Here is a 26,314-nt window from a genome sequence, read left to right as displayed (position 1 = left end):
CCACGCGTGCCTGTTCAGGTGCCAACGCTCTCACCCCCTAGCCAGTAGGCTAGGGGGTTGTGTTTTTCGCCGCCCGCGCGCCGGCGAGCGCCTTATCGCAGCGAAACCCGGACTTCGCTGCGATAAGGTTGCACCGCAGCCAATACCTTTCCCACTAACTGAGCGCTCTACTGCCAGCATTGCTCATGCTGGCGTAAACGCCATAGGGAAAGCGCAAATTTTTGTCCGCAACCAGCGCGCAAACGTTCTTGATGAGCGATCGCGAATACCAGCACGAACGTACCTTGAGGACGGATTGTATGCGCTTCCTATCATAAAAATAGTACCTTCAGGTGATTTCGGTATTCTTGAATTAAGATTACAATATTGTAAGGTGTAATCTTGAATACCGATTCGTGTGAGCGCATAAAGGCAATAACCGCAATTTCCTCCACGTAATCAGGATCAGAGCTCATGGAACTTACCCGACGCGATGTCCTCGAAAGCGGCGCGATATTGCTAGCCGGATTGGTCACCGCTGGCTTTGCCGCAATAGGAACACCCGCCCCATCGGCTGCCGCTTGTTCGTACATTCAGCCTGCTTCGCTCCGTACCATCGCTATGCGTCGTTTGGCCTTCGGCCCAAGTCCTGAACTAATGGCGATGTACGATGCTACTCCGGGAAGCAATGACGAAGAGCGGTTTGACAATTGGGTACGCCAGCAACTGAACCCCGCGGCTATTGATGATACCCCCTGCGCCAACCGGCTCGCCACAACCCAACTCAAAATCCGCTACACGCACAACAATCAGACGATGAATGAAACCCGCTCGCTGAATTGGCTCAACGCTTCCCGCGAATCGCTCTGGCAGAATCGGGTAGTACCCGATTTAGCTTGGGCGGAACGGATGCGCCCCTATGATGAGGTGCGGGTGGCAACGTGGATTCGGGCAGTATACAGCCGGCGGCAGCTCTTTGAGGTGATGGTCGATTTCTGGCACAACCACTTCAATGTGCGGGCCGACTCCGACTCGAACATTGCCGCGACGTGGCCAGATTATGACCGGATCATCCGCACCCATGCCCTCGGCAATTTTAACGCGATGTTGCTCGATATCACCAAGAGCGTAGCAATGATGTACTACCTCGACAATGTGAGCAACAAAGCGGGTGGCGGCGAGGGCGGCAATGAAAACTTTGCTCGCGAACTCTTCGAGTTACACACGCTCGGCAGCGATCATTATCTCAAGTTCTACGACCAACGCGAAAACATTCCGGTCGTCGAATACGGCAGCGAACGGTTTGCCGCAGCGTACATCGACTACGACGTTTACGAAGCGGCACGTTGCCTGACCGGTTGGACGATCGCCAACGGGCGCGATGGGAGACCGAACACTAGCGCGTTTTACCTGATGGAAGCGTGGCACGACAACTTTCCGAAAACGGTACTCGCGCCAGCGCCGCTTCCCGGCATCCCGCCGGCGCCCAATTTCCCCTTCAACAATGGCGCGCAACGCGACGGCGAGGCTGCACTGCGCCTCGTGGCCCATCACCCCGGCACAGGGCGTCACCTGTGTAAAAAGCTCTGCCAGCGGCTGGTAGCCGACAACCCGCCTGAGGCGCTCATCAGTGCCGCTTCTACGGTCTGGATGCAACATCGAGACTCGCCCGACCAGATCCGGCGCGTAGTGGAGACAATTTTGCTGTCGCCGGAGGCCAAGAACACCTTTGGGAGCAAAGTGCGCCGGCCATTGGAAGCAATTTGGGCCTTCTTGCGGGCCACAAATGCCAATCTCCCAAGTGATGTCGCTTCGGTCAATGGGGATGCCACTAGAGGCAACTATTGGCAGAGTCTGTTCTGGAACGTTGATCAAACCGGTCACCGCCTGTTTGGGTGGGATACGCCGACCGGCCATCCCGATCGGGCCGAGTATTGGGCCAACACTAATGCACTGCTGCGATCGTGGAATTGCTTTTACACCATCCCCCAATCGTGGGGCGGGAACGTTGGCATCGATATCGTGGGCCAAACTCCTGCCGGCCTGTCGTGCGCCGGGGTTGTTGATTTCTGGCTCCAGCGGATGCTAACATACACGCCAACCGGCGATCTGCGCATGCTCCTGATTAATTTCCTTGCCCAAAGCGGCGATCCGAATCAGCCGCCGCAACCGTTGCGCGGCGCACCCGATTGGGGCAGCGCTGAAGCGGTGCGTGATCGGATCAACACGATGGTGCAACTGTTGGCGATGAGTCCCGAATTCTGGTTGCGGTAAGCAGCGCCCATCCAAGGAGAACACTACGATGCAATGGACACGCCGCGAGTTTCTGATGGGTTGTAGCGCTGCGATCGCCGCGATGGCGGCGGCCCGGATCGGACACTTGGCCTTCGCCGAGCCGGCCCAACCGCAAGCGACCAATGAGATCTTTGTGCAAATCTTTCTGCGTGGCGGTTGCGACGGCCTCAGCCTGCTAAGCCCCTACGACGACAGCTACTACCGTACGGCGCGCGGATCGCTCGCGCTGCCGTTGAGCGGCGCCAACGCGCCGTTGCGCATCGATACCAACAACCCCTCATACAGCACGAATAGCTTCGGCCTCAATAGCAAGATGCCGCATCTGCGCGATCTTTACAACAGCGGCCATCTGGCTCTCATCCATGCCTGCGGGTTAGATGACGACACCCGCAGCCATTTTGATGCGATGGACTACATCGAGCGCGGGACGCCGGGCAACAAAACGACCAGCAGCGGCTGGATTACGCGCCACTTGCAATCACAAGGCGGCGCGAGCAGTTTGCTGCCGGCAGTGGCAGCTAACACTGCTACACCGGCTTCGTTGCTCAATTACGCGGCGGCAGTCGCAATGACATCGCCGAGCAGTTTCACTGTTAGCACGCACTGGCGCTACAACCGTCCCGATGAGCATTATCCGTTCTTGACCACGCTCCGCGAGATGTACAACCGTAGTGCGATCAACCCGCTGGCCCCGGCTGGTCAGCGGGTAACGCAGGTGATCGATCTCATGCGGAATATGGGCAGCTATAACCCCACCAGCAGTATCGCGTATCCATCGGGAAGCTTTGGTGATGCGCTCAAGACGGTTGCCCAATTGATCAAAGCCGAGATCGGCTTGCAAGTGGCGACGATCGACTTCGGCGGCTGGGACACACACGAATCACAGGCGAATAGCGATGGCAGCGGCTATCTGCCTGACCGGCTCGGCACCCTCTCGCAAGGGATTGGTGCGTTCTACAACGATCTGGCGACGTATCACTCGCGCCTGACGATCGTGGTATTGAGCGAATTTGGCCGCCGGTTGGGGCGCAACCAGTCGAACGGCACCGATCACGGGCACGGCAATGTGATGATGGTGCTCGGCGGCAATGTGAATGGGCGCAAAGTCTATGGCACGTGGCCGGGGTTGCATCCCGACCAGCTCGATAAACGGCAAGACTTGCAGATTACGACCGACTTCCGGCAGGTGCTGAGCGAGATCTTGATCCGCCGGTTGGGCAATCCTAGGCTGGGAACGATCTTTCCCGGCTTAGGGTCATACATGCCGCTCGGCATTGTTCGGGGCACGGATTTGCCGCCGGTGCTCTCAGCGGCAGAAGCAGGTCTAGCGAATGCTGAGCATCGCGTGTTCGTGCCGGTGATTCAGCAGTGCCAGTAAACAAGACAACTACAGAGGATGCGGTGCGCCAAATTGCCCAATGGTTCACAATCATATCGGTAAGCGTCATGCTGCAGAGCGCATGCACTGCGCCATCGCCGGCAATTGATCTTACCATCGCTGCCAACGGTTGTACACCAGTAAGCCTATCACTGCCGCCCGCTCACGAACCAGCGCTGACCATCCGCAATACCGCGAGCGAGGCAATGGTGGTGAGCATCCCCGCGATGGATCGCTGGATCGAACTAGCGCCAGGAGCAAGTGGTGTGCTCGAACTACCCCGCTATATTATGGGTACGTTCGATCTCTTCTGCCTCAGCGCCGCCGATCATAGCACCCTCGGCGGCGATAACCCCTTGCTCTGCGTGCTCGAACCGGCGGAACTGGTTCCGGTGGCCCGTTCCGCCGGTGTGTTGGTGATTGAACCGCACGATCGCATCCGCGAGGTGATTGAGCAAGGAAGGTAAGGTGAGTGCGGGTTAGTTTCGTCCCCTATGATTACGCGAGCGTGACGGCTTGTCACTGCGAGATCGCACAGCCCCCGCAGCAATTTCCCACTTTAGCAGAAGGAATGCCTGAGGGGGTTCGTTCCATCCTCGCAGAGGATTGCTTCGCCGCCTTCCGGCGGCTCGCAATGATCAACGAGGCGGAGGGATTGCCCCACCCCAGCCCTCCCCCTGGGGTTCACGGGCGGACAGAACGTATGAGCACAGACACGGTTGATGGCTTTGCGATGCGCCAGTATGTCCGCACCCCCAAGCCCCTCTTGGCGTGGGAGAGGGTGGCGGAGAACCGAACATTGAGGCATCGCACAGCGATCAATGGTTGTACTCGAGCCCATGTTCTGTTCGCCCCGCAGCTCGCGCGCACGGGAGACACCCGTTCAGGCATGCACTTCGCTGAAGCGGGAGATTGCTGCGGTCGGGCGGCCCCGCGCTGCGCTAGGGCCGCCGCGCCCTCGCAATGACAGACAGGACGAGAGGATCGTAAGGAGGCGAGCACACGATCCTAACCTGTTGCCGGCACTTGCTGGCTGAGGCAGTGCCACGCCCCCAACCCCCAGACCACTTCGGTGGCGTCGATGCCAACTACGCGTCGGTCGGGGAAGCAGCGCTGCAAGACCTCGCAGGCGCGGTGATCGTTGGGATGGTTGAAGGTTGGCACGATCACAGCGTGATTGGCGATGTAGAAATTGGCGTACGAGGCCGGCAGGCGCTGGCCTTGGAAGACCACCGGCGGTGGCATCGGGATGGTCAGCACCGTGAGCGGCTTGCCGGCAGCATCGCGCATGAGTTGCAGGCGACGGAGATTGTCTTGCAAGGCATGGTAGTTCTCGTCGCTGGAATCCTCTTCGACGACAGCGACGACCGTGCTCGGCGAGACGAAGCGAGCGATGTCGTCGATGTGGCCATCGGTATCATCGCCTACAATGCCCTCGCCGAGCCAGAGAATCGTATGCACGCCGAGCAGCTCGCGCAGGCGTTGCTCGATCGCGGCCCGGTCGAGGTGCGGGTTGCGGTTGGGGTTGAGCAGACACTGCTCGGAGGTGAGCAGCAAACCGTTGCCATCGACATCGATCGAGCCCCCTTCGAGCACCATCTCGCCGCAGAAGCGCGGTACGCCGAGGTATTCGGCCATGCGGGCCGGAATCTGGTTATCAAGATCGTAGGGGGGGTACTTATCACCCCACGCATTGAACTCCCAATCGGTTGCGGCCAATTCGCGCCCATTGGGGCCATTGCGCAGAACAAAAATCGCACCGTGATCGCGGCACCATGCGTCATTGGTCGGGAACTCGTGCAAGCGAATATCGCCGCTCGCGCCGGCCTCGGCCAAAAATGCGCGCACCTGCTCAGCCATCGCCGTATCGTTGACATTGATATGCACCGTCTCGCCGCGGGCCAACTCGGCGACAAAGCGCGCATAGACCGGCCAGATCCGGTCGATAATCCCCGGCCAGCTCGCCTCTTTATGCGGCCACGACAACCACGTCGCCTGATGAGGCTCCCATTCGGCAGGCATGAAATATCCAAGTTCGGCAGGAGTCGCCATTACCCCTACTCCTCATCAATATAGCGGCGGGTCAGCTCGCCGTAGGCATCGATCCGGCGATCGCGCAGAAACGGCCAATGGGTACGTTGCACATCGATCTTGCCCAGATCGACCGGTGCTACCAGCACGGCTGGCTCGTCAACCGGGGCACGGGCAATGATCGTGCCCGACGGGTCAGAGATAAAGCTTTGACCCCAAAACTCAATCCCGCCGGACGGATCACCTTCGTGGCCGGTGCGGTTGATACCCACCACATAGCAGCCGTTGGCAATCCCGTGCGAGCGCTGGATGGTCTCCCAGCTTTGGTGTTGGGCGACGCCGTACTCGGCTTTTTCGGCAGGATGCCAGCCAATCGCGGTTGGATAGCAGAGAATGTCAGCGCCGCGCAGGGCGGTGAGGCGGGCCGCTTCGGGATACCACTGATCCCAGCAGATGAGCACCCCGATACGGGCGTAGCGCGTCTTGAAGACCTTAAAGCCCAAATCACCCGGCGTAAAGTAAAACTTCTCGTAGAAGAGCGGGTCATCGGGGATGTGCATCTTGCGATACTTGCCCAGATAGCGGCCATTGGCGTCGAGCACTGCCGCCGTGTTGTGGTAGAGACCTTCGGCCCGCTTCTCAAAAAGGCTCGCAACGATCACCACACCCAACTCAGCCGCCAGCTTGCCAAGGCGTTCGGTGCTCGGGCCGGGCACCGGCTCGGCTAGCGCAAAGTTGGCGTGATCTTCGCTCTGGCAAAAATAGAGCGAGAGAAACAGTTCCGGCAAACACACGATCTGCGCGCCTTGGGCCGCAGCAGCGCGGATACCGGCCTCCGCCGCGGCCATATTGGTCTCCGGATCGGCGGTGCAGCGCATCTGCACCAAGCCGACGTTGACAATGCGTTGGGCCATTTCATCGCTCCTTCAGGGTAGCTCACCACATGCCGCCAGCAATTAACCGTAATCGCCCTTGCCGGATCGCCTCTTCAGCGCCGGCGCCAGCGACATAGACCCACGCCTCACGTGGGCTGGTCGCGGTCTGCACCGTTATGACAACCCGCTCATAGAGATTGCCGGCGCGACCGGGCATAAAATCCTCTAACTCATCGAGCAGCGCCAACACCGGCTGATACTGAGCCGGCGCCACTTCCATCAGCTCACCGAAAACGGTCGAACCCGGCGGCACCAGATCAACCGCCCGGACGAGAAACGGGTACGGGCCAGCGGTATAGAGCGCTGCGCCGGACAACCAAGCCGGCATCTCGCTTACCGTCTGCCCGGCCAACAGGCGGGCATAATTCGATTGTCCCCGCTTTAACGTTCCGTAGACAAAAAATGGACGCATCAACTATTTTTCGCGGTATACTAGCAACGATGCCGTCACGCGGCACCCTGATACTATACCATCATTGTACGGGCAGAGCGCTGCTCTGCCCCATTGGGCATAGCGGCGCTATGCCCCCCACAAGGAGCGCATGCATGCCGATTGAGATCGCCCTCATGATTGAAGGCCAAAACGGGCTAACGTGGCCGCGCTGGCAGCGGCTGGCGCAAGCCGCCGAAGACCTCGGCTTTGCCGGTCTTTACCGCTCTGATCACTTCAGCAACGCCAACCCGCCGGAAAAAGAATCGCTCGAACTGTGGATCTCGCTGGCTTGGCTGGCTTCGCACACCAAACGGATTGAATTCGGGCCGCTGGTCTCGCCGGTCTCGTTTCGCCACCCGGCGCTTACGGCGCGGATGGCCGCTGCGGTTGATGATCTGTCTGGCGGCAGGCTCCAGCTCGGCTTGGGAGCGGGATGGCAAGAGCGTGAACATACGATGTTCGGCTTTGACTTGCTGCCGGTCAAGGAGCGATTCCAACGTTTCGCCGAAGGGCTAGAGGTAGTCACGCGCCTGTTACGCAGCGACACGCCGGTGACGTGGATCGGCGAATATTACCAACTGCGCGATGCGATCTTACTCCCGCGCCCGCAGCGACCAGGAGGGCCGCCAATTGTGATCGGGGGCAATGGCGAAAAGCGCACCCTTGCCCTCACCGCGCAATACGCCGATGAGTGGAACGCGGTCTTCGTGCCGCCAGCGCGCTTCGCCGAACTCAACGCCAAACTTGACGAACTGTTGGCCGCCGCCGGCAGACCGCGCGCAGCAGTACGCCGGTCGTTGATGATCGGATCGGTGTTTGGGCGCGATGACGCGGAAGTCAAGCGCCTGCTAGCCGGACGCGATCGGGCGGTCCTGCATGCGCGCGGGATTCTGGTGGGTGCCGCCGGCGAGGTTGCTGAGCAGATTCACGCCTTCGCCGAGGCGGGGGTCGAGCGGATCATGGTGCAGTGGCTGGATTTGGATGATCTTGACCGGTTGGAAGCGTTTGCAACGCAGGTCTTGCCGCAAACAATGTAACAACATCAGCGTAACGACATGCAGACACGTTGGCAAACCACGCTCTGGATCATGTTCATCGCCCAATTTTTGTCGGCGATCGGCTTTTCAATCATCTTTCCCTTTTTGCCGCTGTATGTGGCCTACCTCGGCGTGGCCACATTCGGCGATGTGGCGCTCTGGGCCGGGTTGGTCTTTTCGTTACAGGCGCTGACGATGGCCATCGCTGCGCCGATCTGGGGATCGCTCGCCGATCGGCTCGGCTACAAGCTGATGGTCGAGCGCGCCATGTACGGCGGCACGATCATCCTCTTGCTGATGGGATTTGCCCGGTCGGCGGAAGAACTCACCCTGTTGCGCGCGATTCAAGGCATGATTACCGGCACCATATCGGCGGCCAATGCGCTGGTCGCCACCGTCACCCCGCGCGAACGGATGGGCTTTGCGATGGGTACGTTACAGATGGGCCTGTGGAGCGGCACTGCTGCCGGGCCGCTGATTGGCGGTCTCATGGCTGAGACGCTCGGCTTTCGGGCAACATTCATTACGACAGCAGCCCTCTTGCTCGCGTCAGGGATCCTAGTGACAGTAGGAGTGCGCGGAGGTGGGAAGGCGCCGGAGACATCGCAGCGCCAACACACCGGTATGGTGCAGAGCTGGCTAAGCATCGCGCGCACTCCCGGCATCGGGCCGGCTTACGGGATGCGGTTTCTGAGCAGCTTGGCGCAGACGATCTTGTTACCGTTTGCGCCCCTCTTCATCGCCAGCCTGCTCAGCACCGGCGATCCGGTCAGCGCCTTCACCGGTCTCATCGTTGGCGTTTCGTCGGCAGCGGGCACGGCCACTGCCATCTGGCTCGGACGGCTCGGCGACCGGATCGGGCACCGGCAAGTGTTGATGGGCAGCGCGTTGCTAGCGGGGCTCACCTTCGCACCGCAAGGGTTAGTGACGAATGTCTGGCAACTACTAGTGTTGCAGGCATTGAGCGGGGCCGCGATTGGCGGCATCACCCCCTCGCTGAGCGCACTGTTAGGGCGGTACACAGCAAACGGCAGCGAAGGGGCGGTGTACGGCCTTGACAGTTCAATCGTCTCGGCAGCGCGGGCCGTAGCGCCCCTGATCGGGGCGCTGGTCGTGGGGCCGTTTGGGTTTGGCAGCGCCTTTTTCGTCAGCAGCGTCGCCTGCATCGCCATTAGCATCGGTGCAGCGCGCTTGCCGGTGGAAGAGCGTTTAAGGGCCGACAGGACATACGAGCGTAGATGTAGTTGATGGCTTTCGGAAGCGCCGGTGTACCCTCACCCCCAACCCCTCTCCCACTGACGCGGGTTCAAGGGCAGACAGAACCTATGCGCGTAGATGCGGTTGATGGCGTTGAGATGCGCCAGTGTACCCTCACCCCCAGCCCCTCTCCCAATGGCGCGGGAGAGGGGAGCGTAGAACCGAGCGTTGAGGCATCTCACTGCGATCAACGGTTATACTCAACCACATGTTCTGTCCACTCCTCAACTGACGCGGGAGAGGTGAGCGGAGAACTAGCCTTTAAGATATCACATAGTGCTAGCAGATGAGTCGTAAGGAGGTTGCGGCATGGAGCGCCGGCTCTGGATCATTGGTCTCGCCTTAGCAGGGGCCATCTGTTTGGGTGGAGTCTGGGCGTGGCAACGGGCGCGTCACTACGAACGACTCTTCCACCTTGTCCGGCTCGACCCGCTGGGTCTCACCACATTTGGCAGCGAACCCACGACAACAGCACAAATCGTCTTGTTCGGCGACTCGCGGGCTGCAGCGTGGCCGGCGCCAGCGGGATTCTCCATCGTCAACCGCGGCGTGTCCGGCCATACCAGTACCCAAGCGCGCTTACGCTACCGCTGGCACGTGAGCCCGCTCAAACCGAAGCTGGTGATTGTCCAAGTAGGTGTCAATGATCTAACGGCGCTCGCGGTGTTTGGGCATGAGGAAGCGAACATTATTCACACTACGATCGCCAATCTGAGCGCAATTGTGAACGAAGCGCGCAGCGACGGCAGCCGGGTGATTCTCACCACGATCTTTGGACTTGGCCCCAACGCCTTTGAGCGGCTCGATCCAGCAACGGCGCAGATACAGGCAGCAATTGAACCGTTGAATCAGGCGATCCGGGCGATGGCAGCGCCGGATGTGGTGATCTTCGACAGCGCGGCAATCTTGGCTGACGAGAGCGGGTACGTCGCCGAGCAATACCGGGACGACATCTTGCACATCAATGCCACCGGCTATCAGGTCTTGAATGAGGCGCTCAGCAATGTACTAGCAGAGCAACTACGGCGCTAAGCAAACGATTTATGTCCCTCGCCGCAATTCGAGCGGCACCGCATCGATTGAAGCAAAGATCGGCACCTCGCGGCCAAGAGTCATACCGGTCATACTCACGGGGCAGACATAGGCATACATCTCGACTCCCATCGAACGAGCGGTGCGCAAAGCGCGGCTGAAAGCGCGGTCGATCGCCTCATCAGGCGCGAACGCAACACCTTGCGAACGCTGAATGATAAACACGACCGCCGCCCGTTGCCCATTACGAGCAGCGTTGGTCAATAGTTCGAGATGATGGCTACCGCGCTCGGTGGGAGCATCGGGAAAGACAGCGATATTATCAACTACGCGCGTCACCGATTTCACTTCCAGCCAGCAGCTATCAAGCCCTTCACTCAGGCGAAAATCGATCCGGTGCGGGCCGAGTTGCACTTCGCGTTGCACGTGGGAATAGCGGGCAAATTGAGGCAGAGCGCCCAAGGACAGCGCCGCGGCGACGAGCCGGTTGGGCAAGTGGGTGTCAAGCGACACCAAATCGTGCCCTTGATAGACCGCCACCACTTGAAACGCTGTTTTGCGGCCAACTTCTTCGCGCGGAGCGAGCAATAAACGCGCGCCGGGCACAAGCACATCAATCAAACGACCACGATCGGCGAGATGGGCGCGCACCATCCGCCCACCCAGCTGCGCCTCAACCAAAAACTGGCCGGAACGGGAAGCGAAGGTTGCCTCGACCAACGGCGTGCCGGTCGAGAGGGGCACCCGAACGGTGGGGTGAATATAAGGGCCGGTGTGTTGCTCTGAGTTCATACGACTAGTATAGCATGCAACAAAAACAATTCAGCAAGCCATTGCGGTATGCGCGTCTCGGTTTATTTACCGCGCAGGCGAGACCAAAACAGGTTATGGCAGATTATCGCCAGTATTCAAGACCATTGCCTGAATTGTTTGCCCCATCACGCCAACCAGCCGCGCTTCTGCCGGCAAATGCCAAACCGGCTCAACAGCGAGGTTCGGTGTCGTATGGCCGGGGGGGAAGCACAAGCATTACCGCATAGATCCGTGGTTGGGTTGAAACATTGATGGTCAACAGGTGAAGACGGGTGAGACGCTCGCGCCACGCTCCGAATAAACCGATCTGCTAGCACCCAGACGACCAGCCCCAGCGAAATGTTAATCATCCCAACACCGGGATGCAAACGCACTTGCAATGCACTCACCGCTTGCCCCCACAACGGATGGTACGGGCTTGGCAGCAAAAAAAATCGATCGGTTGTGCCGAGCGACCCAACATCCGAAGCGCCGCCACTTCCGGCGCCGAGACCGGCAGGTTCACCAGATTCGCCACCAGTAGCAAGACAGGAGGTATGAGCAACAAGCTCAGTTGCGCAAACCAGACAAGATAATGGCGCCACGGCATGCGCGCCAGCAACACATGCCATCCAACAAAGCGGCGATATAGATCAGCGCAAATAAACCATAATAGAGACTCGTCAGAAGAATCCAAACAATGAGGCCACCAACAAGAAGACATGCAATCATTCGCACTTTTGCGCTCTGCAGAAGCGCGAGCAAGCCCAAGATCAGCAAGGGAAAATACTGAATGCTCATCACTTCGAGCTGGCCATCATACAATTTCGTCAGGTGAAATGGTGAAAATGCGTAGATCATCGCCACTACACCGGAAGCGAAGGCCGAAGCGCCAAGCCAGCTAGCCAGCCAGAACATCGTGAGGTCACTGCTGATAAAGGTCAGCAGGGCAATCGTGTTGTACGCGGCAATCGGCCCAAAGATCAGCGTAACCGGCAACGCCAAGATCCCATTCGTCACTTGTAACGTTTGCCAAAACAGATCAACGTTGAGCGGATAGAACAGCATATCGGTTTGAAACGGCGACTAGCCGCTCAGCAGCGCTTGCGCTGCCCACCACAACATCCAGACATTCTGCCACGAGTCGTTAACCGGAATAATTTCCTGATCACTCGAAGCGGTAACGGTTGTCCAATGCTTCAGCATAGGACTGAACAACCACAATGCTGCTACAGTAGCAACAATGGCAAGCACAAGTGACTCTGTCGTCAGTCGCTTTGGAGAGAGATAATGTTCGATTGAGAAAGGGTAGCCATCATAGTCCCTAGAGGAATATCCCTCAACATCATTCACGCCGAAGGCGTATAGCACGACCGGATCGTCGCGCGGTCTGCGCCGCCCGATACTGCTAATGGTACAATTGAGGAGGAAGCTTGGCTACGAGGATGCTCAATGCTGACCCATGATGACATTGCCCGTGTACTGGCATACTACGACGTCGGTGAACTACGGTCGAGCCGTCCGGCCAGCCATGGCGCGATCAACGAAACGGCCTTCATTGAGACCACGGTTGGCCGGTTTGTCATCCGGCGCAACCGGCGCCACATTGGGTTTCAATCGATCAAGTTGCGCCACCGTCTGCTCGATTGGCTACGCCAGCGCGGCTTCCCGGCGCCGCGCGTGTTGCCGGCGCGCAACGGCGATACAGTGGTGATCCTCAATGATCGGGTGTATGAGTTAAGTGTATTCATCATCGGCGATGAGTTTAATCCGAGCCGTCCGCGCCAACTGAGCGACATTGGCCGGGTGTTGGCCAGCTATCACCGCGCCGTGGCCGGTTTTCCCGATCCGCCCCCACCCCCGCCGCCACGCTATTTGCCGTCGAGCTTGAGCAGTCTGACCGAACGCCTGATCACCCGTGACCTGTTGGGAGACCTGACCGTTACGCTCCACTGGTATGAACGACGGATCGCCGATTTGCGCCGGCAATTGAGCGATGAAGCTTACGTCGCGCTGCCTCATCTACTGATTCACGGCGATATTCACCGTGATAATCTGATCTTCCGCGGCGATGCGGTGGCGGCATTGATTGATTACGACCAGATCGGCATCGACGCGCGGCTGGTTGATGTGGCCGATGGATTGGTCGATATGGCGGTCGGCCCGCCGCCACCTAATTGGTCAATGTGGGGAGTATATCGTGCGCCGCTTGATCTTGAGCGGGTGAAACAATTTCTAAGCGCGTATAATGCGATTGCACCGTTGTCAAAGAGTGAGGCGCAGGCGCTGCCGGCAATACTGGAAGTGATTTGGCTGCAAGGCAATCTGCGGCGTACTTTAAGCACGCCAGACGCTGAGCCAGATTACCACCTTGAGCTGTTGGAACAAGGGCAGTGGTTGTCGGAATGGATGGATCGCCACCGTGAGCATGTGCTCGCCGCAGCGATGGTATACTAAACTCGTTCCTGATGGTTCATTCAGTACAGATGATCAGCTTGGCATTACGTGAAGCATACGTGACCAATCCTCGTCCTTGCGAGCATTGCTGCGGAGGTCTCGTCATTGCACGGTTTGACCAAAACCCGCTCTGACAACGACAGAACGACACCGCTATCCGCCGCCATCGTCGCGGCATGGTATAACGGTATGGCACATTACCCGCAATATCCGGCATGAGAATACGCATGCAGCGTTGGATGCACGTTTTGGCCCGTCTCTGGACAATGATGCTGGCCGGCATAGTCGTGAGCTTGCTTGGCGGGCTATCCATCCGCTGGCTAGCGCCGGTATCGCCGTGGGTGGCTGCACCAACGGTGCAGTTGCACGATCCCTTGCCGCAGAGCCAAGCGGCGCCGCCACGCAGCACGATCACACTCGCGTTTAGCACGCCGATGAACCCCTTCACGGTCGTGCGTGCGCTGCGGATCGATCCGCCGTTAGCGGGATCGTTTGAGTGGTCGGATGATATGCAGGTGTTGCGGTTTGTGCCAGCCCAACCCTTGCAACCGGCCACAACCTATCGCGTACAGGTGATGGCCAATGCCCAAAGCCGGTGGTGGCGACCGCTGGCGCAACCCCTCGACGTTGCATTCACCACCGCTGCGCAACCGACAGTGGCCGCTGCGCTTGCGCCACGCTTGCGCGACGCGCCGATCGCGCTCGTCTTTAGCCAGCCGATGGTCGCCACAAGCGCGGTTGGTCAACCGGCATCGTTGTCACACGTGCAACTGACGCCACCGTGGCCGCTGGAAGGGCAGTGGCTCGATCCGCAGACCTTATTGTTGCAACCGGTAATCGCGTTCACCGCCGCGACGACGTACACCCTCACCCTTGACTCCAATCTGCGCAATGCGCGCGGGATCGAACTCGGCCAGCCGTTCCAGTGGCAGTTTGCCACACCGTGGCCAGCGTTGATCACCCAAACCCCGCCACCCGGCGAACGGTGGGTAAACCCGCAACAGCCGCTAACGCTGGTCTTTGATGCCCCGATCGATACCCGGCTGCTCAGCGCCGCCTTGACGATTACGCCGGCGATCAGCGGCGATTTCAGCAGCGCCAACACCGATGGCCGGCACACCGTCACCTTCACGCCGTATAACGGCTGGACTCCCGGCCAAACCTATCAAGTACGCCTCCAACCGCCATCCGCCAACCAACCGCTGGCCGAATGGCGCTTCACCGTGGAACCCGAACCGGCGCTGGTGGCTTCGTTTCCGGGGCAAGGCCAAACGCTAGCGCCGGGGCAAGAGATTCGTCTGATCTTTAGCACACCGATGGAGGAAGCCGAGCTGCGATCAGGATTACGCTTTGATCCACCGGTGACTGAGGTTGAGCTACAGGTTGACGAGAATCGGGTCAATCTCCGGCCTACGTTGCAGGCAGCCACCACCTATACGCTCACCGTTGCCGCCGGTGCCCATGATCGCAGCGGCGTGCCGCTTGGTGAAGACATTTCTCTCACTATCCGCACGGCGAGCGCGCCACCGCTGTTGCACATCATGAGCGATCCGATCGTAAGTTTTCCGGCTGACGCGCAGCCGGCAGTGACATTAGAGCGGATGAACGTCAGCACGGTTGACGCACAACTCTACCAACTCGATGCAACCACGCTCGTGCGCGCAATCTCGCTCCGGCCAACGGAATGGCCTAGTTTCGTTCCTGAACGCTATAGCCAACCGCTCGTGCGGGCATGGCGAGAGACCTTCTATGACCCGCCCGACACCGTTATGCGCAGTCTGTTGCCGCTGACAACCAATAGCGCCGGCGATCCGCTGCCGGCGGGAGCGTACTACCTGCGCTTGACGACTGGCAATGGCTTGCGCGTTGACCGGCTGATCCTGATTTCGGCGCTGCACGTGACACTGTTACCGAACGGCAATGAGGTGTTGCTTTGGGTGACGAGCAGCGGCAAGGGCGCACCGGTGAGCAATGTTGCGATGAGTTTCTATGCCGGTGAAACGATGCTCGCCCGCGGTAACAGCGACGAGCAAGGTCTTTGGCGAGTCACATTAGACGAGCTAGGATTGCTGAGCGCCAATGCGCGGGCCCGAACCCTGATTGCGCTTGCCGAAGGCAGTGGAATCGCTTTGGCCCGCAGCGATGTCACAGCCATTATCCAACCGCGCACCCAAGCCTTGCTGGCGGCTGACCGGCTCAGCTACCGTCCGGGGGGGACCGTGCGGATCAGCGGCGTGGTGCGCGAACAGCAAGCTGATGGCCGGCTGAGCTTGCCGGCTGCCGGAACATGCGACCTCCAACTCGACGGCCAGAACGCGATCGGCGAGCCGCGCGCCGTGGTCTGCACCGTGAGCGAGAACGGGAGACTGAATGGCAGTCTTCAACTCAATGCCCGCACGGCGCCCGGTTTGTACACGGTGCGCGTATTGGTTGGCGATACGACGTATGCGATCCCGATCAGGGTGAGTGTGCCGGCGACCGGCGCCACCGCGCGAGTGATTCCGATCCGTCCGGCTGGATTGGCGGTTGATGTCACCCGTGCCGACCTACCTATCAGCGGCGCCGTAGTAAGTTGGACGTTACGGATTGCCACGTTAGCCACGGCAGAACTTGACGGGATAGATGGTGAAATCACCGGCGCAACCAGTGAAACGCAAGCGAGTGCGGTGACTGATGCAAGCGGGAGAGCGGTGATCAGCTTGCCGGCTGACGAGAATCTGCTGCGCCCGTTGCGCTACACCCTTCACCTCACCGTGCAGTTGCCGGACGGCGAGCAGATCGAACGCACCACTGAAGGGGTGATCACGCCGCGCAGCCCCCGCTTGGCGATCACGATGCCCGCCGTGATCGAGCGCAACGAACGGGCAAGCGTAACTACAACCCTACGCACGGCTGATGGACAACCTATTGCCAACACACTGGTCGAAATCGAACTCCGGCGCAACGCTGCTGATCCGCCGCTGCTGATCCGTCGAGTACGCACCGGGTCTGATGGGCAAGCCACTACCGAACTCGTCACCTTAGCGCCGGGCCGGTATGAACTCACGGCGCGGGCCGGAATAGCGCTCACCCGCAAAGAGCTGTGGGTGGCGGGATCGAGCATCGGCACCGCCGAACCACGGATCATCGCCGACCGTCCAACCTATGCCACCGGCGACGTTGCCCGCCTCTTATTCACCGGGCCAAGCGGCGGCGGAACGGCGCTGGTGATCGTGGGGCAAGGCGACAACGCGCTGGTCAGGCAAGCGAATGCCCGCCCCGGCAATCTCATAACCATACCGATCAGCGCCGATATGGCGCCGGTGACGGTAATCACCGCCTTGATCGATGATGGCGTGCGGGTTTGGCAGACTACCACCACGATTCAGATCGACCCACCGCCGGCCCCGGTCATCAACCTCACCCAGCGCGAAGCGTTGCCCGGCGTGACCATACCTATGACGGTCACAGCAGCCACCGATGATCTGCTGGTCATGCTAGCGCCACTTCACGCACCGCCCGCGAATCTGGATCGCTGGAATAGAGCGCTCTTGCCGGGGCAACCGGCACAAGGGACACCCGGCAGCTTAGGCGGTATCGATGTCCTTGCCAGCGTGCAATCCTCCCCCAACCACCATGAAATAACAGTGCGCTTGCCAAACCAGCAAGGCCGCTGGCGACTAGAGGTGATCGCGATCGATCCTGCTGGCATCGCCACCAGCACAAGCGCGTTGATCGACACTAGCCAGCCGGTGGAGACGATTGCGACGCCGCTGCCGGCATTGCGGCCAGCCGATACCGCGATTGCGACCTTGATCCTGCGGAACGTTGATGGGCAAGAGCGTACCATCCGCGCGCGGCTATGGCTCAGCAGCGGCATGCTGCTCGATCCGTTCGAGCAAACCGTGCGCGTGCCGGCTGGCACCACGGCGCCAGTATTCTGGCGGGTGCAAGCGCAAGCGAATGCCTCGATCATAGGGCTGCGCTACGAAGTGATCGATACTGTCAGCCTGCCGCCAATCGAATATGCCGTGCCGGTACGCCAAGAGACACAGCTCCCGGTGACGGCGCAAACGCGGGTGACGGCCAGCGCGATTGAACTGAGCCTGCCCGACAGCGACAACGACGTAGCTATCGCAGCTAGCGCACGAGCGGCCTTGGCTGATCAAGCGCAACGACTGCTGCAAACGGCCACGCCAACGGCTGAAGCGCTGGCGGCGGCGGCGATCATTAGCCGCATGCTAGAACGCACCGCGGCCACCAACACGGAAGCAGAGGAGTGGCGCGCGCTGAACGACCGTGCGCTCGCCCAACTGCGTGCGCTGCGCAACAGCGACGGCGGGTGGAGTTGGTGGCCGGGCAGCGGCTCTGACCCGTTTGTGACGAGCTTTGTGCTGGAGGCGATTGGTCAGATTGAACCTGCAAGCCGGTTGCGCGAGCTGAGTGAACCGGCGTTGGCGTACCTGCGCCGGCACCGACTTGCCCAACCCGCTGATGCGCAAGCGTATTCCGATTATGTCATGTCAATCGATAGCGAAGGAACGGGGCAACCAGCCCTCCCCGCTGGCGCTGGCCCGGCCGGACGCGCCTTCACCGCTTTGCGCGCCACAAACGAGCAGAGCGCGCTGCTGGCGCCGTTGTGGAATACAGCGAGCAGCGGTTTGCCGTGGGCCGGCGCAGACGGGATGCCACCCAGCGCGCTAGCCGTCAGTGCCAGCGTGGTGCAAGCGTTAGCTGCTGAACGTCCGGCTGATCCGCGATTAGCCTCGTGGCGGGCAGCGCTGTTGCGGCACTGGCAGGGAGACGGCTGGCCAACGCCTTACGAAGCGGCGCGAGTGGCACTGGCGCTCGGCCCGGCTTTACTTGACGGCAATGCGCACGTGAGGGTGTGGCATGACACTGCCGATCTCACCGCCGAACAGGCAATCAGCGGCGTCGAACGATTCCGGCTCGACGGCGGCGCCCTCCGGGTTGAGCCAACCAACGGCACGGCGCTGATCGCCGTGCGCACCCCGGCCAGCAGCGCAGGCCAGCCGGGAGCGGTGCGGGAGCGGGTGCGGTATCGAACGGCAACGGAGCCAAGCGCACTTGATCAACCGGTTGAGATTGAACTGCTGCTGATCGTAAGCAAGCCCATCTTCCGGCTAGAGGCCGCCATCCCGCTGCCAGCCGGGCTCACGCCGGTCAAGGTTGACGCCGGGGCTAGTTTCGCTTACCAGCAGATCGACCGCGAATGGCGGCAGGTGCAGCTCGGCGGGACTACAATTGCCCCCGGCGTCTATCGCGTTACCATCACGGCGCAGGCTGCCACCGCGGGAAGCTTTGTCATCCCGCCGGTGGTGATTACGGCGCCGGGGAGCGATGTGGCGCCGGTTGTCGCATTCGCGCCAGAGACGATCACCATTGAACCAACGAATCGGTAAGCGGGCATCGTTAGCGACGCGCCCTGCCGTAAGGCAGGCATAACCCCGCGAGCGCGGGAACCGTGATGAGATGAACACGACCATCCTGACCACCGAACGGATCTGGCTGCGAGTCATGGCGCCGCGTGACAATGAAGCGGTGCGGGGTTACTTCCGCCGCGCATGGACGTTCGGCGAGGATTGGTTGCCGCTGCCGCCCGATGACTTTTTTACGTTGCAAGGCCAACGCCGCCGATTGGCAGCGGAAGAAGAGGCCCGCCACGCCGGATACAGCCTGCGCCTGTTCTTGGTGCGGCGCGACGACCCGCTCGAGCGGATTTGCGGCGATATTTGGATCGATTGCATTGAGCGAACGGTGCGCCGCGCCGCAATGATCGAATGCCGGATGGAGGAGCGTTCGATCCGGAAAGGGTATATGCGCGAGGCTTTAACTGCGGTCATTGAATATTGCAACACGACATTGGGCCTGCGCCGGCTCGAAGCGTTGATCGCGCCGGCGCATTCAGCGGCTTGCCGGCTGGCTGAACGCTGCGGGTTTCAGCCGTTGGAAGGGGGGAAGTGCTGGCGGCGGATTGGGTTGGGGTGGGTGGAACATCAGGTCTATGCGGTGGAATGGTGACATCGTAGAGACGCACGGGCGTGCGTCGGTACGATATTGCGTGATCGTGATCATTGTTATAGCGGGGATATTGGCCGGGGATGCGCCGGCTCCGCGCTGGTTGATCACGGCGCCGATTGCGGTGCGCGGGCCGATCGGGCCGCTAGCAATCGGGATCAACAGCCATCTCGCTACTCGCTACCCCGACGCGGCAACCATGCCCATCCCGGCGGCAATCGTCGCCGATCTCGGCGTGCAATGGGTGCGCGAAGATCTGCATTGGCACCGCATCCAACCCCAAACCGGCGTCTGGGATTGGGTATTTACCGATGCCGCTCTCTATGCGCTCAGCCGTCAGCGGGTACAGATTCTGGGTGTGTTAGGCCCATCCGTCGGCTGGGCTACCACCGATCCGACCGATCATCCCAACCTGATTTCGTTTGCCCCACCTGAAGAAGCTGCATTTGTTACCTACGTTGGGGCTGTCGTCCAACGTTATCACCATCTGATCAAGCACTGGCAGATTTGGAACGAACCGGATCAGGCCTTGTTCTGGCGCCCCTCACCTGATCCCGAGCAGTATACTCGTCTGTTGATCACGACTGCGCGTGTGATCCGCACTATCGATCCAACGGCCACCATCGTGCTTGGCGGTATCAATCCCTTCGATACCGGTTTTCTGCGTGCGATTGCTGCTTATGGTGGATGGAACGCCTTTGATGTGATCGCCATCCACCCCTACGTCGATCCACTCAGTCCAGAAGAGGGAAATCTTATCGCTGCTGCTGATGGTGTGCGTGCCGTGGCTGCCCGATACGGCATGAAACCGATCTGGGCTACCGAAGTGGGGTGGGCGAGTGGCCCCGGCGACCACGATGCCCTCGGCTTGACGAATGCTGCTTATCAAGCTGCGTACCTCGCCCGTGCCTACTGTGCGCTTTGGTACGGTGGCGTGGGTGTCGTCTTTTGGTATATGCTCAAAGACGATCCACACAATCCGTATGGGCTGTTTGCGTATGGGAGCGGACGAGCCGATTTCAGCATACCCAAACCGGCAGCGACAGCGATGCGTAAACTAGCCGACACACTTGCCTCGTGTCGCCCAGAACCACCTACTACTACCGTTCCACTCCTTACCGGCAGCCAGCCTGTGCAATGGCAACGTCCCAGCCAGCCCAACGGTTCACTCCGATTGATCGAAGACAGTAGCGTCTTCCGCATCAGCTACCGCTTTACCACCCGGACAAATGATTACGTGGCCTTTGAGCTGAGCGATCCCATCCCGCTGCCCAACGACACGACCGCCATCACCGTCCAGCTTTACGGCGACGGCAACGGACACCGGCTGCGACTCTGGCTGCGCGACCGCGAAGGCGAAGTGTTTAGCGTAACCGCCGGCGTGATTGGGCCACCGACGTGGCAGACGCTCATCACGCCGGTCAGCCGCTGTCCGGCGCAGTACGAGCGGGTCGCCGGCAGCGGCAACGGGCGGCCCGATTGGCCGTTGGCGCTACACGCGGTGGTGATCGATGACGAGTACGACCGGTGGAGCGGGTTGGGTGAGGTGCGCATCGCGTGGATCGAAGCGTTGGGGGAGGAGGAATAGCTACAAAGATGTTTGTGTGGGATAGCCACAGAAAGACACCGAAGACACCAACATTGTTTGGTGCCTTTTGCGTCGCTTCGTGGCTATGCCCAAGCTCTCAAGAAGCTTCGTAACGGGTGGAGGAAATGGTCACAAAAAGACACCAAAGACACCAACATTGTTCTGCGCCTTTGGCGTCGCTTTGTGGCTATGCCCACCCATCCTTGACGCAATGCGCCACCCGGCGTATACTATTACGTAATGGCGATGACGGGGACGAGTAGCTGCCGCTTGCCCGCCAGCGAGCCCGGGATGGTGGAAGCCGGGTGGAACCGGTGGCAGTGAAGATCACCCCTGAGCCGGCAGGTGAACCGCGTGGTTGGTTGCCCCGCGCAGTAGCCGCGCCCGGAATGCCCACCGTTATCGGGGCAGAGCGTTGCTTGACGCTCACTGAGTGCGACGCGCGCCCGATTGTGTGCGCCGTCGAAATGGGGTGGTACCGCGGGGTTGATCAGCCTCGTCCCCTTTTGGGGACGAGGTTTTTTACATTGGTACGCACGGAGGTTGCATGTTTAAGCCGGTTGATCCGAATGTCAAATTTCCCCAACTCGAAGAGGAAGTGCTGGCGTGGTGGGATGCCAATGACGTGGTGGCGAAGTCGTTGGCCGCCGGCGAAAAGCCGTTTGTCTTCTATGAGGGACCGCCAACGGCTAACGGCCGCCCCGGTCTGCACCATACCATCTCGCGCAGTTTCAAAGATGTGATCTTGCGCTATCGCTCGATGCAGGGATATCGCATTATTGGCCGCCGTGAGGGGTGGGATACCCACGGCCTGCCGGTTGAGATCGAGATCGAGAAGAAGCTCGGTTTTAGCGGCAAGCCCGACATCGAGCGGTTTGGCATCGCTGAATTTAATCGCCTCTGCCGCGAGAGCGTCTGGGAGTATATCCAAGAGTGGAAGGCGTTTACCAAGCGGATCGCGTTCTGGCTGAGCGAAGACGCTTATATCACCTACGAGAACGACTATATCGAGTCGACGTGGTGGATCTTCCGCCAGTTGTGGGATCGCGGCCTGCTCTTCCGCGACTACAAGGTCACGATGCACTGCCCGCGCTGCGGCACCAGCCTCAGCGACCACGAGGTCAGCCTCGGCGCGCGCGATGATGTCGATGATCCGAGCGTCTATATCAAGTTCCGTGTGAAGGGCGTGACCGTGCCGCCGCCGGCGGTTGACGGCATCCTCGAAGGCGCGTTCTTGGTCGCGTGGACGACGACGCCATGGACGTTGCCGGCCAACGTGGCGCTAGCCGTCAAGCACGACGCCGAGTATGTCGAGGTTGAGCATAACGGTGAGCGGTTAGTGATGGCGGCGGCGCTGGTCAATCAGGTTTTGCCCGCCGAGAGCTTCACCGTGCTGCGCCGGTTCCGCGGCAACGATCTGGTCGGCCTCCGCTACGAGCCGCTCTTCCGCGGCGTGCCCGGCGCCGGCGATACGGTCGATTGGGAGACGGCCTACCGCGTGATCGCCGATGAGATCGTCAGTCTCGACGATGGTACCGGCATTGTCCATATCGCGCCAGCCTACGGCGACCTCGACGTCGGGCGCAAACATGGCCTGCCCACCCTCTTCTCGGTGGGATTGGATGGCCGCGTGTTGCCCGAATTTGCCGAATTCGGCTTCACCGGCAAATTCTTCAAAGAGGCCGATCCTGACATTACCCGCAACCTCAAAGCGCGTGGCCTGCTCTTGCGCAGCGGGCGCGTGCGCCACTACTACCCGTTCTGCTGGCGCTGCAGCACGCCGTTGCTGTACTATGCCAAGCGTTCATGGTACATCCGCACCACTGCCTTCAAGGCCGATCTGGTCGCCAACAACCAGCAGATCCACTGGGTGCCCGAACACATCCGCGATGGCCGTTTCGGCAACTGGCTGGAAAACAACATCGACTGGGCGATCAGCCGCGAGCGGTATTGGGGCACGCCGATCCCGATCTGGACGAACGCTGACGGCTCGCACATGGTCTGCATCGGTTCGCTGGCCGAGCTGGAAGAAAAGGTGGGCCGCTCGCTGCGCGATCTCGATCTGCACCGGCCCTACATCGACGAGGTAGTCTGGGAAGACCCTGACCATGGCTTGATGCGCCGGATTCCCGACGTCGCCGACTGCTGGTTCGACAGCGGTTCGATGCCAGTGGCACAGTGGCACTACCCGTTCGAGAATCGCGACGTATTCGAGATGTCCCATCCCGCCGACTACATCTGCGAGGCGGTTGACCAGACCCGCGGCTGGTTCTACACCTTGCACGCGGTCAGCACCCTGCTCTTCGACCGGCCCGCGTTCAAGAACGTGATCTGTCTCGGTCACATTCTCGACAAAGACGGCCAAAAGATGAGCAAGAGCCGGGGCAACGTGATCGAACCGCAAGAGGTGATCAACAGCTACGGTGTTGATGCCCTGCGCTGGTACCTGTTCACCGCCGCGCCTCCCGGCAATGCCCGCCGCTTCAGCATGGATCTGGTCAGCGAGAGCATGCGCAAGTTCCTGCTCACGCTCTGGAACACGTATGCCTTCTTCGTCACCTACGCTAACCTCGACCAGTGGCAACCCAACAGCGGGCGCACCGCCGAATTGCAGCCAATCGACCGCTGGGCGCTAGCAGCGCTCAACCAGCTTGTGCAAAAGGCGACCGACGCCTTCGAGGAGTACGATGTCTATACCGCCGCCAACGCGATCGAGCACTTTGTTGACGAACTGTCGAACTGGTACGTGCGCCGCAATCGCCGCCGCTTCTGGAAGAGCGAGAGCGACGCTGACAAAGAGGCCGCTTACCAGACGCTCTACACCTGTCTGGTGACGATGGCGAAGCTGGCTGCGCCCTTCACCCCGTTCGTCAGCGAAGCGATCTACCGCAATCTGGTCGCCGAACACGATGCCGCCGCGCCAGAGAGCGTTCACTTAGCGCACTGGCCGCAAGTGGATCGGGCGCTGCTCGATGAGCAACTGGTTGCCGACACCGAAGCCTTGCTGACTGCAGTCTCGCTGGGACGGGCAGCGCGCAAGCAGGCCAACCTGAAGGTGCGCCAGCCGCTGAGCGAACTCTGGCTGCGGACCAGCACCCCGGCGCTGCTCAACGGTGTGCGCCGCTTCGAGGCTGAGCTGCGCGATGAGCTGAACGTCAAAGTGGTGCGCTACCTCGACGCTAACAGCGCCGTGGTCGAGTACCGCCTGAAGCCGAACCTACGCCTCGTTGGCAAGAAGTTTGGCAAGCTGGTGCCGGCGCTAACGGCAGCGTTGCGCGATCTGAGCGGCGAGGCCGCGCGGGCGGCGGCGCAGGCGGTGGAAGCCGGCCAACCGGTGCGCCTGTCGGTTGACGGCCAAGAGATCGAGCTGCTGGCCGAAGAGGTGCTGGTCGAGAGCAGCGCGCCGGCGGGGTACGCGGTGGCCGAAGCCGACGGCATGCTGGTAGCGTTGAACACGACGGTGACGGAAGAACTGCGGTTGGAAGGCGCGGCCCGCGACCTTGTGCGCTACATCCAAGACGCGCGCAAGAGTGCGGGGTTAGCGATCAGCGATCGCATCCGGCTCTTCCTTAGCAGCGCCGACGAAGCCGAACTGCTGGCGGCCACCCTTGCACAGCACGGTGAGTACATCCAAAACGAGACCCTCGCCGTCGAGCTGACGGTCAGCGCACCGCCAGCCGGTGCCTACACCGCCGCCGACGAATTCGGCGACGGCGCCGTGACGGTCGGGATCGCCAAAGCGTAGGGACGGATCACGATGCACCTGCGGCCACGGTGCAGCGGCGGAGCCGGGGTGGTACGTACCACCACCGGTCTCCGCCTCATCCGCCCACCCGGCCCCGCCGACCGCTACCGCAACGCCCAACTCGACGACTTCGGGAGGCGGGCAGGTCCGACGCGCGCATTGCGCCCGCCTTACACCCTCCGCCTGCGCGCGCGTACCTCGCACCCGGCTGATCAGTTAGTTGGCACCGCTGGCTTCGGCCTTTGGAGCTACCCGTGGGCATGGCCGCCGCGCATGCCCCAAGCGGTCTGGTTCTTCTTCGGGGCACCACCGCACGACATGCCGCTAGCCCTCGGTGTCCCCGGCCACGGCTGGAAAGCAGCCGCCATCGACACCGGTCGCCCAACCGCGCTCACGTGGCTCCCCGCCGCGCCGCTCGTCGTACCGCTCCTCAACCTGCCACCGCTCTACCGCCGGCTCTGGCCGCCCATCCAACACGCCGCCGGCATCGCCGAAACTATCGTCAACGTCGATCTCAGCCAATGGCACGACTACGAAATCCACTGGAGAATCACCGAAAGCACCCTCGCCGTCGATGGCGTCATCGTCCTCCGCGCCCCCTCACCGCGCGGCCCGCTCAGCACCGTGATCTGGATCGACAACCAATACGCGATCGTGCGTCCCACCGGCCAGCTCGGCTGGGGAGTGCAAGCGTGCGCCGAAGCGCAGTGGTTGGAAGTGGCGCCTACATTCGCGGGACCAGAATAGGACACGGACACACACGGGCTGAGACGGATGGACACGGATCGGGCTAGCGGAATGGGACACAGATAAACTACAGATAAGACAGAGGGGTACGGATCCGAAGGGTTCTGGCTAGAGGCCTGATATTGTCATTGCGAGAGCGCACCGGCGCATCGCCACGCAGCGGGCCGGTCGCCCGCAGCAATCCCCCAAGTCAGCGCCTGCCCCCCTGCACGCACGCACCTCGCCTGCGCAAACTCTCTCGCGCAGCCACCCCTCTCGCGCAACTACTTGCCACCGCCCTCGCCCAAGCCGGGCACGTCACCGCGGCCCGCCACGCCGCACAGGCGATTGATTACCCTGTTCTACGTTCTACGCGCCGAGGCGCTGACCGAACTCGTCACCGCGCTCACCAACGCCAACCGCATCGCCGAGGCCGTGTCACTCCTTGCCGAGGCATGGCAACAGGCGCAGACCCGCGATGAATTGCTGAGCTTGTTTGCGGTGGCGACAGGGTTGATCGGGGCGTACCCGGGGATCGAGGCCGGTTTTGTGCAGGCGTTTGCGTGGGTCGAAGAAGCGATGCGGCGGGGTGCGTAGGGGCATAGCGACGC

The 26,314-nt window shown here is 60.9% G+C and carries 19 protein-coding genes; 13 read left to right on the top strand and 6 right to left on the bottom strand.

The features are described from left to right. Positions 1–453 precede the first annotated feature (453 nt). From U9R61_RS14540 to U9R61_RS14530, 3 genes are all read left to right on the top strand, one after another. Entirely contained in the window at positions 454–2,253 is a 1,800-nt protein-coding gene (locus tag U9R61_RS14540; protein WP_322489531.1) for a DUF1800 domain-containing protein, read from the top strand. 28 nt (positions 2,254–2,281) lie between these two features. Further along, a complete protein-coding gene (locus U9R61_RS14535; RefSeq protein WP_322489530.1) occupies positions 2,282–3,652 on the top strand; it encodes a DUF1501 domain-containing protein in 1,371 nt (456 codons plus the stop codon). A 68-nt stretch (positions 3,653–3,720) separates the two neighbouring features. Beyond that, positions 3,721–4,119, top strand: a complete 399-nt coding sequence (locus tag U9R61_RS14530; RefSeq protein WP_322489529.1) for a cupredoxin domain-containing protein — start codon at positions 3,721–3,723, stop codon at positions 4,117–4,119. 541 nt (positions 4,120–4,660) lie between these two features. Here U9R61_RS14530 and U9R61_RS14525 read toward each other — a convergent pair. Genes U9R61_RS14525 through U9R61_RS14515 form a run of 3 tightly spaced genes read right to left on the bottom strand, consistent with a single transcriptional unit; the run spans position 4,661 to position 7,030 of the window. After that, positions 4,661–5,704: an agmatine deiminase family protein gene (locus tag U9R61_RS14525; protein WP_322489528.1), complete on the bottom strand. Its 1,044-nt coding sequence runs from the start codon at positions 5,702–5,704 to the stop codon at positions 4,661–4,663. 5 nt (positions 5,705–5,709) lie between these two features. Then, positions 5,710–6,597, bottom strand: a complete 888-nt coding sequence (locus U9R61_RS14520; protein ID WP_322489527.1) for a carbon-nitrogen hydrolase — start codon at positions 6,595–6,597, stop codon at positions 5,710–5,712. Between the two features lie 22 nt (positions 6,598–6,619). Further along, positions 6,620–7,030, bottom strand: coding sequence for a gamma-glutamylcyclotransferase family protein (locus U9R61_RS14515; protein WP_322489526.1), 411 nt, complete (start codon positions 7,028–7,030; stop codon positions 6,620–6,622). Between the two features lie 134 nt (positions 7,031–7,164). Between U9R61_RS14515 and U9R61_RS14510 the strand changes: the two genes are divergently transcribed. From U9R61_RS14510 to U9R61_RS14500, 3 genes are all read left to right on the top strand, one after another. After that, entirely contained in the window at positions 7,165–8,088 is a 924-nt protein-coding gene (locus U9R61_RS14510) for an LLM class F420-dependent oxidoreductase (protein ID WP_322489525.1), read from the top strand. 18 nt (positions 8,089–8,106) lie between these two features. After that, entirely contained in the window at positions 8,107–9,336 is a 1,230-nt protein-coding gene (locus tag U9R61_RS14505; RefSeq protein WP_322489524.1) for an MFS transporter, read from the top strand. A 318-nt stretch (positions 9,337–9,654) separates the two neighbouring features. Then, positions 9,655–10,377 carry an SGNH/GDSL hydrolase family protein gene (locus U9R61_RS14500; protein ID WP_322489523.1) on the top strand — a complete coding sequence of 241 codons (723 nt, stop codon included), beginning with the start codon at positions 9,655–9,657 and terminating at the stop codon, positions 10,375–10,377. Between the two features lie 9 nt (positions 10,378–10,386). Here U9R61_RS14500 and sfsA read toward each other — a convergent pair whose 3' ends face one another. The 3 genes from sfsA to U9R61_RS14485 form a co-directional block, all read right to left on the bottom strand. Continuing rightward, positions 10,387–11,169: a DNA/RNA nuclease SfsA gene (sfsA, locus tag U9R61_RS14495; RefSeq protein ID WP_322489522.1), complete on the bottom strand. Its 783-nt coding sequence runs from the start codon at positions 11,167–11,169 to the stop codon at positions 10,387–10,389. A 570-nt stretch (positions 11,170–11,739) separates the two neighbouring features. Beyond that, a complete protein-coding gene (locus U9R61_RS14490) occupies positions 11,740–12,174 on the bottom strand; it encodes a hypothetical protein (protein WP_322489521.1) in 435 nt (144 codons plus the stop codon). Positions 12,175–12,255: 81 nt separating this feature from the next. Continuing rightward, complete coding sequence (locus U9R61_RS14485; RefSeq protein ID WP_322489520.1) at positions 12,256–12,423, bottom strand: hypothetical protein; 168 nt, start codon at positions 12,421–12,423, stop codon at positions 12,256–12,258. A gap of 198 nt (positions 12,424–12,621) precedes the next feature. Between U9R61_RS14485 and U9R61_RS14480 the strand changes: the two genes are divergently transcribed. From U9R61_RS14480 to U9R61_RS14450, 7 genes are all read left to right on the top strand, one after another. Further along, positions 12,622–13,626, top strand: coding sequence for a homoserine kinase (locus tag U9R61_RS14480; RefSeq protein ID WP_322489519.1), 1,005 nt, complete (start codon positions 12,622–12,624; stop codon positions 13,624–13,626). A 227-nt stretch (positions 13,627–13,853) separates the two neighbouring features. Further along, positions 13,854–19,028 carry an Ig-like domain-containing alpha-2-macroglobulin family protein gene (locus U9R61_RS14475; RefSeq protein ID WP_322489518.1) on the top strand — a complete coding sequence of 1,725 codons (5,175 nt, stop codon included), beginning with the start codon at positions 13,854–13,856 and terminating at the stop codon, positions 19,026–19,028. 70 nt (positions 19,029–19,098) lie between these two features. Further along, on the top strand, positions 19,099–19,647 hold the full coding sequence (locus U9R61_RS14470; RefSeq protein ID WP_322489517.1) for a GNAT family protein: 549 nt from the start codon (positions 19,099–19,101) through the stop codon (positions 19,645–19,647). 40 nt (positions 19,648–19,687) lie between these two features. After that, positions 19,688–21,232: a glycosyl hydrolase gene (locus U9R61_RS14465; RefSeq protein ID WP_322489516.1), complete on the top strand. Its 1,545-nt coding sequence runs from the start codon at positions 19,688–19,690 to the stop codon at positions 21,230–21,232. A 547-nt stretch (positions 21,233–21,779) separates the two neighbouring features. Further along, complete coding sequence (ileS, locus tag U9R61_RS14460) at positions 21,780–24,977, top strand: isoleucine--tRNA ligase (protein WP_322489515.1); 3,198 nt, start codon at positions 21,780–21,782, stop codon at positions 24,975–24,977. 12 nt (positions 24,978–24,989) lie between these two features. Then, positions 24,990–25,724, top strand: a complete 735-nt coding sequence (locus tag U9R61_RS14455) for a hypothetical protein (protein ID WP_322489514.1) — start codon at positions 24,990–24,992, stop codon at positions 25,722–25,724. A gap of 327 nt (positions 25,725–26,051) precedes the next feature. Beyond that, complete coding sequence (locus U9R61_RS14450; protein ID WP_322489513.1) at positions 26,052–26,300, top strand: hypothetical protein; 249 nt, start codon at positions 26,052–26,054, stop codon at positions 26,298–26,300. Positions 26,301–26,314: the final 14 nt, after the last annotated feature.

Source organism: Chloroflexus sp. (genome assembly GCF_034431535.1).
Taxonomy (GTDB): domain Bacteria; phylum Chloroflexota; class Chloroflexia; order Chloroflexales; family Chloroflexaceae; genus Chloroflexus.
Note: the sequence above shows the minus strand (reverse complement) of the source record. Positions and strands in the feature narration are given on the sequence as shown.

Bases quoted from the DNA above. Each gene is read 5' to 3' on its own strand.
- U9R61_RS14540 (WP_322489531.1), top strand. From the start codon at position 454: ATGGAACTTACCCGACGCGATGTCCTCGAAAGCGGCGCGATATTGCTA.
- U9R61_RS14535 (WP_322489530.1), top strand. From the start codon at position 2,282: ATGCAATGGACACGCCGCGAGTTTCTGATGGGTTGTAGCGCTGCGATC.
- U9R61_RS14525 (WP_322489528.1), bottom strand. From the start codon at position 5,704: ATGGCGACTCCTGCCGAACTTGGATATTTCATGCCTGCCGAATGGGAG.
- U9R61_RS14455 (WP_322489514.1), top strand. From the start codon at position 24,990: ATGCACCTGCGGCCACGGTGCAGCGGCGGAGCCGGGGTGGTACGTACC.
- U9R61_RS14500 (WP_322489523.1), top strand. From the start codon at position 9,655: ATGGAGCGCCGGCTCTGGATCATTGGTCTCGCCTTAGCAGGGGCCATC.
- U9R61_RS14470 (WP_322489517.1), top strand. From the start codon at position 19,099: ATGAACACGACCATCCTGACCACCGAACGGATCTGGCTGCGAGTCATG.
- U9R61_RS14515 (WP_322489526.1), bottom strand. From the start codon at position 7,030: ATGCGTCCATTTTTTGTCTACGGAACGTTAAAGCGGGGACAATCGAAT.
- U9R61_RS14510 (WP_322489525.1), top strand. From the start codon at position 7,165: ATGCCGATTGAGATCGCCCTCATGATTGAAGGCCAAAACGGGCTAACG.
- U9R61_RS14530 (WP_322489529.1), top strand. From the start codon at position 3,721: ATGCTGCAGAGCGCATGCACTGCGCCATCGCCGGCAATTGATCTTACC.
- U9R61_RS14475 (WP_322489518.1), top strand. From the start codon at position 13,854: ATGCAGCGTTGGATGCACGTTTTGGCCCGTCTCTGGACAATGATGCTG.
- U9R61_RS14505 (WP_322489524.1), top strand. From the start codon at position 8,107: ATGCAGACACGTTGGCAAACCACGCTCTGGATCATGTTCATCGCCCAA.
- sfsA (WP_322489522.1), bottom strand. From the start codon at position 11,169: ATGAACTCAGAGCAACACACCGGCCCTTATATTCACCCCACCGTTCGG.
- U9R61_RS14480 (WP_322489519.1), top strand. From the start codon at position 12,622: ATGCTGACCCATGATGACATTGCCCGTGTACTGGCATACTACGACGTC.
- ileS (WP_322489515.1), top strand. From the start codon at position 21,780: ATGTTTAAGCCGGTTGATCCGAATGTCAAATTTCCCCAACTCGAAGAG.
- U9R61_RS14520 (WP_322489527.1), bottom strand. From the start codon at position 6,597: ATGGCCCAACGCATTGTCAACGTCGGCTTGGTGCAGATGCGCTGCACC.